This window comes from Parashewanella sp. 2210YD4-3 (assembly GCF_056591735.1).
Genome location: NZ_JBWQOG010000002.1, coordinates 423036 through 437678, shown reverse-complemented (window position 1 = coordinate 437678; position 14643 = coordinate 423036). Strand labels below are relative to the sequence as shown.

The window sequence follows — 14643 nt, the reverse complement described above, 5'->3', positions numbered from 1 at the left end:
AAAGTTCATGAAAATAATGTGCAAGCTTATCTTAGTTTTAGTTTATTTGGTAATGCCAAGCACTCAGGCGACGGTGATCTTGCAGTATCATCATGTCTCTAATGAAACCCCTGCGATTACAAGCGTTACCCCCGAGCAGTTTGCCGAGCAAATGCAATACCTTGCCGATAATCAGTTTAATGTTGTGCCATTAAGTCGGGTGATCCATGCGCTAAAAAATGAACAATCATTACCAGATAAAACGGTGGCAATCACCTTTGATGATGGCTATCGAAACATTTATGAAAATGCTCGCCCAGTGTTAAAACAGCATGATTTTCCTTATGCGATGTTTTTAGCATCACAACCCATTGATCAACGAGTTAATAGAATGATGAGCTGGCGACAGATACAAACTATCGCTAAAGAAAAAGCGGAGATAATGAATCACACTTATGATCATGTGCACCTTATTCGAAAACTTGCCAGTGAAACTAAAAGCCAATGGTTGTCACGCATTAAAGCCAACATCAAAAAAAATGAGCAGACGATTTACCAGCATACAGGTCAAAGTTTCAAAGCCTTAGCTTATCCATACGGTGAGTATAATGTTGATATTATGAAAATGCTCAGCGATATGGGGTATGTCGCTTTTGGTCAACATTCTGGTGCAGCAGGACGCTATTCGCCATTAACGGCTTTGCCTCGTTTCCCTGTAGCCGTGCCTTTTTCGAAAATGTCAGCGCTGAAAATAAAGATTAATAGCTTAGCCATGCCTGTGCTTAAGCAGCAACCGCTAGAATCACAACTAACAAAAGAAGAACATCGACCAAAGCTGACCTTAACTCTAGATACCCAAGACATTCGTAAATCTCAGTTGATGTGTTATGTCTCCAATCAAGGTGCTCACCCACCCGTTTGGATAAGTGAAAATACTTTTTATATTCAAGCTGAAAAAAGGTTGCCAGCGGGGCGCTCTCGTTATAACTGTACAGCACCGAGTAAAACCAGCAATCGATACTATTGGTTCTCCCACACATGGGTAAAACCTAAACATAATGGTGAGTGGAAAAAAGAAAAATGAAGACCATCATCAAGCGATTTTCAGAGCTAACGACTGACGAGTTATACGAAATCTTGAAACTTAGAGTGGATGTGTTTGTGGTAGAGCAAGCTTGTCCTTATCCTGAACTGGACGAAAAAGACAGAAATTCAGAAAGTTATCATATTTTCATTCGCAGCGAAAATGATAACATTACGGCATACTGTCGAGTATTGCCGCCGGGATTAAGTTACCCACAAGCCAGTATCGGTCGTGTCTTGGTGGCACAAGCATATCGGAATCAGCGCTTAGCTAAGCAGTTGATGCTGCAAGCTATTGATTGTGCCCAACATCATTGGCCACAGTCAGGTATTCAGTTAGGTGCGCAGGAATACTTAGTCACCTTTTATCAAAATTTGGGTTTTGAATCGAATTCAGGTATGTATTTAGAAGATGGGATCCCTCATAGGGACATGTTATTAACATACCAAAAATAATAATAAAGAGTGTGATCCAGTTAACCTCAAAATGTATGGAACTGGGTTACTCTGGTTACAGATAAAGTTTAGTTTATAAAAATTAAGAAATAACAAGGGGTTTTAAAATGTCTGACGTCTTTCATCTTGGATTGACCAAAGCTATGTTGGATGGAGCAAACGTTGCCATCGTTCCGGGTGATCCTGAGCGTGTAAAACGTATTGCAGAACTAATGGATAATCCAACCTTTTTAGCTAGCCATCGTGAATACACCAGTTATTTAGGGTACTTAGATGGTAAACCTGTTGTGATTTGTTCAACAGGTATTGGTGGTCCATCAACGTCAATTGCTGTTGAAGAGTTAGCACAATTAGGTATTGATACTTTCTTACGAGTAGGTACTACTGGTGCAATCCAAGAGCACGTGAAAGTAGGTGAAGTGATTGTCAGCCAAGCGTCAGTAAGATTAGATGGTGCAAGCTTGCATTTCGCACCAATGGAGTTCCCTGCAGTAGCCGATTTTACATGTACTACAGCCATGGTTGAAGCTTGTCGTGATGCGGGTATTGAACCACACGTAGGGGTTACCGCATCTTCCGATACTTTCTACCCAGGCCAAGAGCGCTACGACACGGTATCTGGTCGTGTGACACGTCGTTTTGTTGGCTCAATGAAAGAGTGGCAAGACATGGGCGTATTGAACTATGAAATGGAATCGGCGACTCTATTTACTATGTGTGCTTCACAAGGTTGGCGTGCAGGTTGTGTGGCGGGTGTAATCGTAAATCGTACTCAGCAAGAAATTCCTGATGAAGCGACAATGAAGAAAACTGAAAGCCACGCGGTGAACATTGTAGTAAACACTGCTCGTAAAATGCTTTCAAAATAGTAAAAACTAATTATCACGGACGGTTGCCTTACCACATTATTACTTCAGTTAATCGTCTGAGATATTGGAACAATAAAAAAGCCTGTTATTCAGATGAATGCAGGCTTTTTGCTTACTAGGGAGAGGTAATGAATAGGTTATTGTTTTAACGCAGCCGCTTTCTTAGCGGCTTGCTCTTGTTCCCAAGCCCAAATCGGTGGCTTGACTAATAAATTCCAGCGGTAGCCCCAAGATGGTGCGTTCCAGAGTTGTTTGGTAAGTTTCACATACCCTGAAAAATACACTTTAAATGGGTTAACAGAATTAATTCTTGGGAATACTCCGTATTTGACCTCTTCTTCTTCTCTGGCAAAGGTGCCAAACATACGATCCCAAATGATAAAAATACCGGCATAATTTTTATCAATGTATTGCTTGTTAGTGGCATGATGCACTCTATGATGCGATGGTGTGTTAAATACCGCTTCGATTGGGCGAGGGAATTTCTTCACGGCTTCCGTATGCAGTAGAGTTTGGAACACCTGAACAATGGTTTCACACATCAATACCATTAGAGGATTAAAGCCTAATAATATAAGCGGCAAGTGGAAGAAGAATGGGAAGAACCAATCTAATGGACCAAAGCGATAAGCCACCGAAATATTAAAGTAGGGTGAGCTGTGATGTACAGTGTGAGTACCCCAAGCAAACCCACTTACATGCATAAACCGATGTTCCCAATAATAAACGAGATCCGCCAAGATCAGGCAGGCCAATATTGTCCAGCCCGTAATGGGTAAATGGGTGATGCTCCAGTTATTGTAAAAATAATAAAAGCCACCAAGATAGGCTAAGCCAACGGTGAAGATGATAACAATCAAAAAGCCTAGAGTGATGAAGTTGGTAATACTGTCACCAATCAGGTTTAGCGTAAGCTTTTTCTTTACCGCATAACGAATGATTTCTAAGCCAAAAATCACTAAGGCTAATAATAAGAAGTTATCATCAATCCATGCTTCGATGTAAGGTAAGGTATTTTCTGAGAATACTTGAGACATAAATTCCATAGCGATATTCCCCATTTACTGATAATGCACAAAAAGCTGAGTTGATTTTAAACGGCCATTTTTGCCAAGAGCATTGGCTTCTAGCACCATATCAATCGAGCGAGCATAATTTATATTGCTCCACCCTTGAACTAGCTGTTTTGTCGAATACTTATTTTTTGGTAATAACTCATCAAGTTCAGAAGCTTTAGGTAATGCAATTGAGCGTTGAGTTGCGTCTAGAACAGATGTGTCGAGTCCAATGGTTACTTTGGCTTCTGTGTAATCAGAGTTGATGTTTTGGTACACAACATACACGTTAAGTGGAGATCCTGTGAACTGGGATCTAAAGGTTCGAGATTTCAAAAACTCAGACCACAAATTTTCCATCGCATCGAGCTTGATGTTTTTTGTAATCCCCGCAATAGCTTTTGGCAGCACTTCGTATTGTTTCTGGTCTACAGCAGGTTTTGCTGGTAGGCCTATACTTTCTGCCCTTGTTTGAGGAGTATTCGCCTCTATAGGAGTAGGCTGAAACAGTACCAACAGCCAGAGTCCAAGTACGATTCCTGCTGTAGCTAATACAGATTTAAAAAACGTCATTGTATAACTCAAATATATTGAATGATTAGTGAGCAGTGTAATAATCTAAAAATAAGTTGTCAATATGAAAATATACGTTGTTCAGAGACAGTATTGCTAAATTAATATAGGTGTTCAATTGATTCATAGAGATGTATTAGCATCGAGGTAGCATCAAAGTGATGATGAAGATAGTTAAGATAAACTGACATAATATGTCGACAATAATGAAAACCACGAGTATATTGGGTTATTCTTTCATCGATAATTCAAGGATGTATTATGTCTTTAACCGATCCCATCGTAGTTTGGGCGTTGATTGGTTTGTTCTTGATCCTAGCTGAAATCATTTTACCCGGCGGTATAGTGATTTTACTTGGCGTCGCTTGTTTAGTGGTATCGAGCATGCTGTGGGGCGGCGTGGTAGAAGGGTTCAATCAAAGTCTCACACTATGGTTTATATCATCAATCGTACTTTTATTGGGGTTTCGTGGCTTAACTCAAAAAATGATTGGTGGTGATGCTCATGTAGATAACACTGATGAAGCCATTGATATATACGGGCAAATCGCCACAGTGAAAGAAACTATTGGACCGGGAGAGCACCAAGGACGTATTCGATTCAATGGTTCAGACTGGCCAGCCGTGGCCGATGGCAGTCTAATTACTGTTGGTGAGCAAGTGAAAATTATTTGCCAACAAAACATAGCTTTTGTTGTCGAACTTGATAACGAAGATCAACAAGAACAATCAGATAAACAAGGGAACTGAGCATGATGACATTTACCATAGCAGTGTTAGTACTGCTGTTTATTTTATTTAAGCTAATGCTGGTGGTGCCGATGCGTGAGGTCGTGGTGATCGAACGTCTAGGTAAATTCCGCGATGTATTAAAGCCGGGGTTTCATTTTCTGATCCCATTTTTAGACAGAGCCGCATACCGTCATGACACTCGCGAAGAAGTGCTAGATGTGCCGACTCAAAGCTGTATTTCTAAAGATAACACTCAATTAGAAGTAGATGGTTTGGTGTATCTAAAAGTGATGGATGGTCGCCTTGCCAGTTATGGTATTGAAGACTACCGCCGCGCAGCCGTGAACTTAGCGCAAACTACCATGAGATCGGAAATCGGTAAGTTAACCTTGAGTGAAACCTTTGCCGAACGAGAGCGCTTAAACGAGTCCATCGTCAGGGAAATTGATGTGGCCTCAGAGCCTTGGGGAATTAAAGTTCTGCGTTACGAGATCCGTAATATTTCACCCTCGTATCATGTGATCCATACCCTTGAGAAACAAATGGAAGCCGAGCGTCGAAAGCGAGCGGAAATTACCTTAGCGAATGCCGAAAAGGCCGCGACTATTAATTTATCAGAGGGTGAGCGCCAAGAAGCGATTAACCTATCTGAAGGTGAAAAACAAAAACGCATCAATGAAGCCATTGGTACAGGACAAGAAATAGCCATTGTTGCCAAAGCCAAAGCAGAGGGGATGGCAAAAGTTTCTGAAGCCTTGTCAAAAAATGGCGGTAATGATGCCATGAACATGTTGCTAAAAGAGCAGTTTATTAAGCAGGTTGGTGATATTTTAGATAATACTCAGGTGTCGGTGATCCCTACCGAAATCGCTAAGGTAGAGGGATTTTTCCAAGGCATGGATCAGGTTAGCGCCACCATCAATAAGCAAGGAGGGCGAGGATAATGAACATGAACGTCGAATTGAATCAAGACTTCATTGTAATGGTGATCTGGGGACTGCTGTTCTTTGTGTTTATTCTCAAATTATTTCAATCTATTCGTTTGGTGCCAACTAAATCAGCTTATGTTGTTGAGCGACTTGGTAAGTACCACTGTACCCTAGATGCAGGCTTTCATGCTTTGATCCCTTTTGTTGATAAAGTGGCCTACATTCACGACTTAAAAGAAGAAACGATTAGTGTGCCGCCGCAAGAATGCTTTTCGTGTGATGAAGTCAAAGTAGAAGTGGACGGTGTGATTTATATGTCGGTGGTTGACCCTGTTAAAGCCAGTTATGGTATCACTGATTATCGTTATGCCGCGATTCAATTAGCACAAACCACAACTCGCTCAGTGATTGGGACGCTGGATTTAGATCGCACTTTTGAAGAGCGTGATGTGATTTCAGCTAAAGTGGTGGAGGTGTTGGATCAAGCAGGTGCACTGTGGGGCATTCGAGTGCATCGTTATGAGATCAAAAACATTACTCCGCCCGATACCGTGAAAAATGCCATGGAAATGCAGGTGAATGCTGAGCGTGAACGTCGTGCCGTTTTAGCCAAAAGTGAAGGTGATAAGCAAAGCCGTATTAATCGTTCGGAGGGGATCAAGACTGAAATGATCAACCGCTCTGAAGGTGAAATGCAAAAGCGAATTAACGAGGCAGAAGGTAAAGCTGAAGAAATATTAACCTTATCGAAAGCTACCGCTGAATCCATAGAGCGCCTCGCTGAAGTGATTTCCGCTCCTGGTGGACATAATGCACTACGGATGCAATTAGGTGAACAATACCTCAAACAATTTGCTGCTTTGAGCCAAGAGGGTAACCGAGTGATCCTGCCGGGGAATATGATGGACTTTGAACAGTGGCTTACTCATGTCGATTTACAGCAAAAATAATCGCCATATATGAAGGTGAAACATTAAGCAAATTTCATCTTTAAATGTTGCGAGTCGTAACAATGTCAGCGCAAAATATATAAGGGCGTGTATTTCACAAGCCCTTTCATTTTGCGTTTTCAACCAGCTTGACTAGGCTTGAATATAGCATGTTTCTTTTCCAATAATTAGGCAATTACGGTGAACCAATGGATATTTTTGAAGAAGCGTTTTCTGAGTTAGGTATTGAAGGGATCACTTTTGGTGATGACAATGTACTGACCTGTGAATTATCACGTGAAGAAGAGGGTCGTAAGATTGTATTATCCCTATCTGCGTACCGAGACCACCAAGAAATGAGCCTTCGTTTATCGGTCACCACCAATAATACGATTCCAGAAACGGTCCCCGAAGACTTTATGCTTGCGTTTGGTGAGCGTGCCATCGAGCCTTTCCGTGGTGGTTATGGCATTGGTATTCTGCCTGAATGCAAAAACGTTACTGTTTATCGCAATATTATCATTTCAGGAAAACCTAAAGGGTTTATCAAAGACTCAGTGGGTGAGCTTATCGAAGCGGCTGAAGAATGGGATTTAAAACTCTATAACCTCACCAACAATGTTGCCGACAAGCCTAAAAAAGGTGCAGCGGCTGGTGGCCAACGTCCATTTATGGGGCAGCGTGGGTAATTCTTCTCTTAAAAGACAATACTAATGGTTCTTTGATACAATCGCCTCTCTGATTTTGGGAGGCGAGCATGGATCCATCTTCTTTATTAAACGGTCTTAACGATAAACAAGCACAGGCAGTGTCTGCACCCTTGTCCAATATGTTGGTATTGGCGGGAGCGGGCAGCGGTAAAACCCGAGTGCTGACGCATCGTATTGCATGGTTAATGCAACAACTAGGGCAAAGCCCATACTCCATTTTGGCCGTAACTTTTACTAACAAAGCCGCCGCCGAAATGCGTGAGCGGGTAGAGCATGTGGTGGGGACCAATATGAGCCGTATGTGGATTGGCACATTCCACGGACTAGCTCACCGTTTGCTGCGTACTCACTATCAAGATGCGAACTTACCTCAAAGCTTCCAAATATTGGATTCTGACGATCAACTGCGATTGCTCAAACGAATTTTAAAAAGCCTCAATTTGGATGAAAAGCAATATCCACCTCGTCAAGCACAAGGCTACATTAACGGTAAAAAAGACCAAGGATTGCGCCCGAAAGACATTGAAAACACCATTTTTCCAATCGAGCAGAATCTGAAGAAAATCTATGAGGTGTACCAAGAATCGTGTGATCGTGCAGGCTTGGTGGACTTTGCTGAAATTTTATTAAGAGCCCATGAATTGTGGCTCAACAAGCCACATATTCTTGCCCACTACCAAGACAGATTTAAACACATCCTGGTGGACGAATTTCAAGATACCAATGCGATTCAATATGCATGGATCCGAGTGCTTGCTGGTAATCATGCCAATGTCATGATAGTTGGTGATGATGATCAGTCGATTTACGGCTGGCGTGGCGCTCAGGTAGAAAACCTACATCGTTTTTTAAATGACTTTAATGGTGCAGAAACCATTCGTCTTGAGCAAAACTATCGTTCCTCTGGCAACATTCTCAACGCATCCAACGAATTGATCGCTAATAATTCCGAGCGTCTAGGCAAGAGTTTGTGGACGGAAGACGTCGAAGGCGAAAAAATTGGTCTTTACTGTGCCTTTAATGAAATGGATGAAGCTCGTTACATCGTAAGCCGAATTGCTGATTGGCAAGACAAAGGCGGTCGTCTTACTGAGTGTGCCATTCTGTACCGTTCGAATGCGCAATCTCGCGTATTGGAAGAAGCTTTACTGCATAAAGGGTTAGCGTATCGAATCTATGGTGGTTTGCGCTTCTTCGAACGTCAAGAAATCAAAGATGCTATGAGCTATTTGCGCATGATGGCAAATAAAGATGACGATGCGGCTTTTGAACGTATAGTTAACACGCCAACACGTGGGATTGGCGATCGCACCCTTGATATTTTACGCTCTACCGCAAGGCAAGAGCAGATGACGCTGTGGCAAGCCAGCATAAAAGTATTGGACGAAAAAATGCTCGCGGCGAGAGCCTCCAATGCAGTGCGTGGCTTTATGGATTTGATTGTTAATTTGCAACAACAAACGATGGAAATGCCTTTGTATCGAATGACGGATACCGTGATTCAAGACTCTGGTTTGAAAACCATGTATCAGGCGGAAAAAGGCGAAAAAGCCCAAGCCAGAATTGATAACTTAGAAGAATTAGTGACGGCCGCTAAAACCTTTGAATTGCCAGAGGATCTGGAGGACATGGGGGAGCTAAATGGCTTTTTATCTCATGCGGCATTAGAAGCAGGGGAAGGGCAAGCCGATGCCTTTACTGATGCTGTGCAGCTAATGACGCTTCACTCCGCTAAAGGCTTGGAGTTTCCACAAGTGTTTATGGCTGGTGTAGAAGAAGGATTATTTCCTAGCAAAATGGCATTAGAAGAAGGTGACCGCTTAGATGAAGAGCGTCGTCTATGTTATGTGGGTATGACTCGAGCAATGCAAAAGCTCACCATTACTCATGCTGAATCTCGTCGTATTTATGGTCGTGAAGATTACAGTCGACCATCTCGTTTTATTAAAGAAATTCCTGAGCAATATGTGGAAGAGATCCGCATGAAAACCAAAGTCACACAACCTAAGCCGTCTTTCAGCTCTGGTTTTAGCTCTGGCTACAATACTTCTGGTCATAGTTCAGGTTTTCGAAGTAGCTCGTCATCAGGTTATCAACAGGCTAAGTCAGCTAAACCAAGTTTTACTCAAAATCATGACAGTGGGTTAAGCGAAGGCCAGCGTGTTCGCCATAAAAAGTTTGGTGAGGGAAAAGTGTTAGAACTGGAAGGTATCGGTGAGCAAGCCTGTGTACGCGTCAATTTTGATGATTATGGTGTAAAGAAACTGAAAGTGATGATAGCCAAATTAGAGGGACTATAAGTGTTTGCTCTAAAAGCATGAACAATAACGCGAACGCCAACAGAAGCGTACGTCCATGTGCTGACCACCGTTAGACCTTGTAACGGAAGGTTGTCTTATCGCGCTATTGTTCTTTCGTTAGGCATGGCGGATTTGTAAATTTATTCATCGAGTAAGGATTGTAGTGGTGATAACTAAACAAAAACTATCAGCCTATTGGCGTTTAATGAGAATGGATAAGCCGATTGGTTCTCTGTTGTTACTGTGGCCGTGTCTGATGGCACTATTTTTTGCCGCTGGTGGTGTGCCTGATTTATCACTGGTGATCATCTTTACCCTTGGGGTGTTTATCATGCGCGCTTGCGGCTGTGTGATCAATGATTATGCTGACAGGAAAGTAGACGGTAAGGTTAAACGTACTCAGCATCGTCCCTTAGCGAGTGGAGAGTTAACGTCAAAAGAAGCCATAGGCTTATTTGTAGTGCTGGCACTGTTGGCATTTAGTTTAGTGTTATTTCTTAATGCGTTAGTGCTCAAACTTGCGGTGGTGGGGATCATTCTTACTATCATTTATCCATTCTTAAAACGGGTAACGAATCTTCCTCAGCTGTTTTTAGGTGTGGTATTCAGCTGGTCAATTCCTATGGCGTACGCAGCGGTCAATGGCGAATTACCTGTACAGGCGTGGTGGTTGTTTTTCGGCAACTGGTGCTGGATTGTAGCCTATGACACCATGTATGCCATGGTGGATAGAGATGATGATTTAAAAATAGGGGTTAAATCGACGGCGATATTATTTGGTGATTGGGACAAATTTATCATTGGTGTCTTACAGTTTATGGCGCTGTTTGGATTTCTCATGGCAGGCAGTCAGCATGGGCAAATGGGGCTTTATCTCATTGGTTTAGTGGCCTTTGTTGGCTTTGCTATTTATCAGCAATACTTGATCAAAGACCGTGACCGTCAGCACTGCTTTAAAGCCTTTTTAAATAATAATTGGGCAGGGCTTACTATGTTTACCGCACTAGCGGCAGGGTATGTTTTATACTCGTGATACCTGAAGATGCAGGATTTCAGCGAGAATACTTTTAGTAAAGAGCATTGCCATTTAGACAAGGCATTTATCCGTAGGAAACGAAGTAACGACAGTTTTGTATGTAGGTAATAGTTGTTCTATTTCAAGGGTAAATAACGCAGTGTAAATGGCAATACTCTTGTAAATTAAGTACGTCGCACTGTGTGGGCTTTGATACACTTCGCTCGACATACAAAACTGTCGCTCCACGCCCTAATAGGGCTTTGGTCAGTATTGATTCTTCTTTGTTGCGAAAGCTTAAATTAGCCCGCTAGTTCTGCACTTTTACGCCTCGAATAATGCAACGCTGAAAAAGCCCTGAAAGTTGCACCTTCAAGTATCACGAGTATGTAAGTCACTTTATCTGAACCTAGGCTTAAAAAAAACAAAATTTGGTTTGATGTTAGTTGTGATTTTGGTTATCAATTTAGTAAATAAATTAACCGTTTAGCCTATGTCAGTCACACCTATGACGCCAACGATCTCAGAGCCTCTTCACTGGGATTGTGCTAGCTCAACCCTTAAGCAACTCTCAGAATCAAGCTTAAGTGCTCTCACTAAAGCTATGGGTAACGAGTCACAATTGATTTTGACTGTTGATGGCGCTAGCACCAGTCAAATCATTTGTTTTCGTGTGGATCATCCTTTAGGTGCTACTACATCAGAATTACAGACTTTCATCGAGTCTAATGAACCAATATGTAAGGCTTTGAATCAACAGCTTAGTGCCTACCAATTGTCAATTGATCAGAATTGTTTATCTTCTCTTTTATCAGAAACGGATGCTGATGAATTAGCATTTCTTCGAACCTCGAGTGTAAGTAGTGACCTAAGTAGTGATTCCAGCCGTAGTGGTTTTCAATTAGGCAAACTGAAACAACTGGCACAGCAGGAAACACAGCAAGATGTGCCGATAAAAAAGCCTATTGATACCATTGCTCATGAAAATAAGCTTAAGTATCAAAACTGTAAGCTAAGTATTGCTGGACAAATGAAAAAACCGTTGGAGACATCGAACCAGATCTACAGTGCAGAATTTGAGTTACGGGCTGGGAATCATCAACTCAATTTTTGTGACTCAAGTGGAATACCAATGCCAATTGTATGTAGTGGTCCAATGAAACTTAATAAATTAGTAGAACTCAGAGTGACGGGAAAACAGGATAAAAGTACAAACCAGTTTCAACTCGCAGAAGCAGGAGAGTATCAATTCCAAATCTTAACCGATTGGAAAGAATTTTCTTTGCTACTTACAAAGGTAGAGCATTGATTTTATACCAATCCGCATTCAAATGTGAACGACTCAGAGCTTTATCAGCTGTCAAAATACAAGCGTAATTGGTGAAGGCATAGTTACTCTACGTCAAGACAATTAGGAGAAGTAGTTTGACAGCTGATAAGCTCCCGAAGGGCAAGGCTAAAAGTTTTCATTACTGTGTTGCAACTTCTTGAATTATCCCGATAGTACTTCGAATTTGCGCCTTGTACTGAAAGCTTTTATCTCTTGCTGAGCGATCACTATTGAATGCGGACTGGTATTATATGGCAGGTTTAATTTAAATTAATCTGAGGTACATAGTTAAAATAAGTACTCATGCTTAAATAATACCTAAGAGCTATTTATTTGAGGTAGGTATGGCAGGACCGCAGGCAAGCAATACGCCATTGTTGAACTATCATGTAGCATATGGTGAATATGGGTCACTGACCAGTGAGCAATTTACGGCCTTTAAAGACCTGTTGCCTACTGAAGTTGACTATATAAAGGGGACTCTGTTTACCGTACCTGTGACCGTTGAGCCAAAGAATGGCGTTCCTTCTGTTGAAAACAGAACCTATCTATTAACAACTGACAAACAATATGGCGTGAAGTTTTTATCGTATCACCGCAATAATAGACAATCTTTAAATAAAATTGCAGAAGACAAATTAAATAAAGCCTTTAAAAAAACGATTGATAGAGAGAAAGAGTACGCTAGAAATGAAGAAGAGCTGAGTGCGATTATCCCACACATAAAGTCTGTTAGTTATACGAGAGTACAGACTCCCAAGATTGAAATTGACTCATGTTGTTGCGATAAAAGTGATGATGAGTGGCTTTTAGTGTGTAAACCATGCTCAACTCATGAATCACCCGCTAGGTGGAAACTTGGAGCATGGTTAAAAAATACTGCTCGTTCACGTTTAAAGGGAAAAAATAAGCCGGTGAACGCCCCTAGTGACCCTGAAACTCAATCAGTCTTTCCTACAGTGACGAAAAGTTTACCTGCGAGGTTGAACTTTCCACCTAAAACGGACGAGAGTTTAAGTAGCTCAGAGGGGGAAGATACGTTGACTTCAGAGTTTCCTACAGCAACTCCCGAAGAGGATAAAGAGTTCTTTTTGTCCTCGAAGCCCCAATCACCACAAACCATCGACGAAAGTCTAAGTAGTGATGACGAAGAAATAGTTGTAATAGGGAAAAAGTCTAGAAGGAAGGTTAAAATAAATAGAAAGGCCAATACTTCTGTTATTAGCAGTCTGCCATTAGCACAAGGGGCTAGTGTTACAGTACCCCGTACTCCGCAAGAACACGTTGCTACCGCTTCAGCCATCGACTCTACTTCAGTCGAAGCGGCTATCAATACTGTCACTAATTTGTCGGATGTAAAAGAAGAGCTTCTATTATCAGAAAAAAACTTGGTGGTAGTTATCTGCGATAATCTATTTGTTGATCCTAAGTTTAGATCAGTGTCTCCAAATAATTTTGTCACTGTAAGATGTTGCTTTAACAATTGGCATGAGCAAGCTTCAGCAATAAACAAGAAGATGTATATTGCTGTGATATGTCATTGGGATAAGGCTGAATCAGTGGGAAGAGAAATAAAAAGTCAAGACATAATACAAGAAATAGATTCGTCTGAGAATCGTAATTTATTAGGTTATCAAAAATGGATGTTATATCAGCCTGATTCGGAAACCGAAGTCATTAAGGCTATTTATGATACTAAATATGGCCAAGAAAAGCAGGTCAAAATTACGGTAATTGGGGATGATTATACTCAACTCAAAAGCATCGTCACATGCCTTAAACAAAATCAAATTGAGGTTGCGGCCGTCAAAGTGACTGGAGACACACTAAAGCCGGATAAACCATCTCCTGGCCGCTTTAAACTAGGGGAAAAAGCCTACCCTATTCCTGAAGCTTTGCATGCACAACCACCTAAGATACAGCAATCACCTGTTAGCCCTACAAGTGATGCTGCGACTGTTGTTCGTTCCAAATTACCTGCACCTATAAACAGCCCAAAAGATTAGCGGCACGGTAGTGAACGTTTTTAAGCACTTTACCTTGACGGATCATCTTACCATCAACCAATGTATCTTCTGCGCATTTAGCAATAATGACATTGTTTTGGTAGGTAGCGGTCAGGGTAATTCCTTGCTTGGCATAGAAAGCCTCGGTGGCTTGGTACTCTTCTTCTGTTTGACATACTTTACTCATGTTGCTGCTGTGGACTTCGTTCCAGCACTTGAGAAAGTCAATTTCAAGATTAGAAGCAACGGCCAGTAAAACATCGATAAAGTAACTGATTTCGAGTTTATCAGCGGGATGTTTTATGCCTAAATGTACCTGTCGCCCCATTAGGACGTAGACTGAATCAACAATCGCGTCGGCTTGTTCAACTAATGAATCGGCCTCAGCAAGTTCGGTTAGTTCTTCGATGATAAGTGATGTATGAAGGGTGTCAGTTTGCTTGTCAAGAGTTTCAGGCGCTTCTACGGGTAAGTCGAAAGTCGTGCGAAATTGAGAAATATCTTGGTATAGCTGTTGATAAAGGGTATCGCTGATATGTCTTAGTTGCATGGCATCATCTTAATGGCTGAAATGGATAATTTATTATCTTTACATTTTCAATTGAAAAACATGATGAATCAATATTAACTTACTGGTCACCTTATTTAACTTTTCAGAGACATTAAGCGTCTATAGT

General features: G+C 41.5%; 14 protein-coding genes. 11 read left to right on the top strand and 3 right to left on the bottom strand.

Translation table 11 applies throughout. The features are described 5' to 3' along the window. The first annotated feature begins 13 nt into the window (after positions 1-13). The 3 genes from AC1EU0_RS05235 to udp all read left to right on the top strand — a co-directional run bounded on the left by AC1EU0_RS05235 (position 14) and on the right by udp (position 2387). The gene (locus AC1EU0_RS05235; RefSeq protein WP_480300968.1) at positions 14-1063 is read left to right on the top strand and encodes a polysaccharide deacetylase family protein; all 1050 of its coding nucleotides are present in this window, start codon (positions 14-16) and stop codon (positions 1061-1063) included. Beyond that, complete coding sequence (locus AC1EU0_RS05230; protein WP_480300934.1) at positions 1060-1518, top strand: GNAT family N-acetyltransferase; 459 nt, start codon at positions 1060-1062, stop codon at positions 1516-1518. The genes AC1EU0_RS05235 and AC1EU0_RS05230 overlap by 4 nt, the downstream gene beginning before the upstream one ends. 107 nt (positions 1519-1625) lie before the next feature. Continuing rightward, complete coding sequence (gene udp / locus AC1EU0_RS05225) at positions 1626-2387, top strand: uridine phosphorylase (RefSeq protein ID WP_480300932.1); 762 nt, start codon at positions 1626-1628, stop codon at positions 2385-2387. Positions 2388-2524: 137 nt separating this feature from the next. On the opposite strand, the gene AC1EU0_RS05220 is transcribed toward udp, so the two are convergent. Then, a complete protein-coding gene (locus AC1EU0_RS05220) occupies positions 2525-3433 on the bottom strand; it encodes a sterol desaturase family protein (protein WP_480300930.1) in 909 nt (302 codons plus the stop codon). Positions 3434-3448: 15 nt separating this feature from the next. Beyond that, positions 3449-4015: a hypothetical protein gene (locus tag AC1EU0_RS05215; RefSeq protein WP_480300928.1), complete on the bottom strand. Its 567-nt coding sequence runs from the start codon at positions 4013-4015 to the stop codon at positions 3449-3451. A gap of 261 nt (positions 4016-4276) precedes the next feature. On the opposite strand from AC1EU0_RS05215, the gene AC1EU0_RS05210 reads away from it, so the two are divergent. The 8 genes from AC1EU0_RS05210 (at position 4277) to AC1EU0_RS05175 (ending at position 13966) form a co-directional block, all read left to right on the top strand. After that, positions 4277-4765, top strand: a complete 489-nt coding sequence (locus AC1EU0_RS05210; RefSeq protein ID WP_480300927.1) for an NfeD family protein — start codon at positions 4277-4279, stop codon at positions 4763-4765. Positions 4766-4767: 2 nt separating this feature from the next. Beyond that, positions 4768-5691, top strand: coding sequence for an SPFH domain-containing protein (locus AC1EU0_RS05205; protein ID WP_480300925.1), 924 nt, complete (start codon positions 4768-4770; stop codon positions 5689-5691). A gap of 5 nt (positions 5692-5696) precedes the next feature. Next, positions 5697-6626, top strand: a complete 930-nt coding sequence (locus tag AC1EU0_RS05200) for an SPFH domain-containing protein (protein WP_480300923.1) — start codon at positions 5697-5699, stop codon at positions 6624-6626. A gap of 188 nt (positions 6627-6814) precedes the next feature. Continuing rightward, on the top strand, positions 6815-7294 hold the full coding sequence (locus tag AC1EU0_RS05195) for a hypothetical protein (protein ID WP_480300921.1): 480 nt from the start codon (positions 6815-6817) through the stop codon (positions 7292-7294). Between the two features lie 68 nt (positions 7295-7362). Continuing rightward, positions 7363-9615 carry a DNA helicase II gene (gene uvrD / locus AC1EU0_RS05190; RefSeq protein WP_480300920.1) on the top strand — a complete coding sequence of 751 codons (2253 nt, stop codon included), beginning with the start codon at positions 7363-7365 and terminating at the stop codon, positions 9613-9615. Positions 9616-9781: 166 nt separating this feature from the next. After that, positions 9782-10648: a 4-hydroxybenzoate octaprenyltransferase gene (ubiA, locus tag AC1EU0_RS05185; RefSeq protein ID WP_480300919.1), complete on the top strand. Its 867-nt coding sequence runs from the start codon at positions 9782-9784 to the stop codon at positions 10646-10648. A gap of 475 nt (positions 10649-11123) precedes the next feature. Continuing rightward, positions 11124-11939 (top strand): hypothetical protein, encoded by an 816-nt coding sequence (locus AC1EU0_RS05180; RefSeq protein WP_480300918.1) that lies wholly within the window; start codon positions 11124-11126, stop codon positions 11937-11939. A gap of 365 nt (positions 11940-12304) precedes the next feature. Beyond that, positions 12305-13966, top strand: coding sequence for a hypothetical protein (locus tag AC1EU0_RS05175; RefSeq protein ID WP_480300917.1), 1662 nt, complete (start codon positions 12305-12307; stop codon positions 13964-13966). Here AC1EU0_RS05175 and AC1EU0_RS05170 read toward each other — a convergent pair. Further along, positions 13944-14516 (bottom strand): nucleoside triphosphate pyrophosphohydrolase family protein, encoded by a 573-nt coding sequence (locus tag AC1EU0_RS05170; RefSeq protein WP_480300916.1) that lies wholly within the window; start codon positions 14514-14516, stop codon positions 13944-13946. The two genes, AC1EU0_RS05175 and AC1EU0_RS05170, sit on opposite strands and share 23 nt — an antisense overlap. Between the last annotated feature and the right edge of the window lie 127 nt (positions 14517-14643).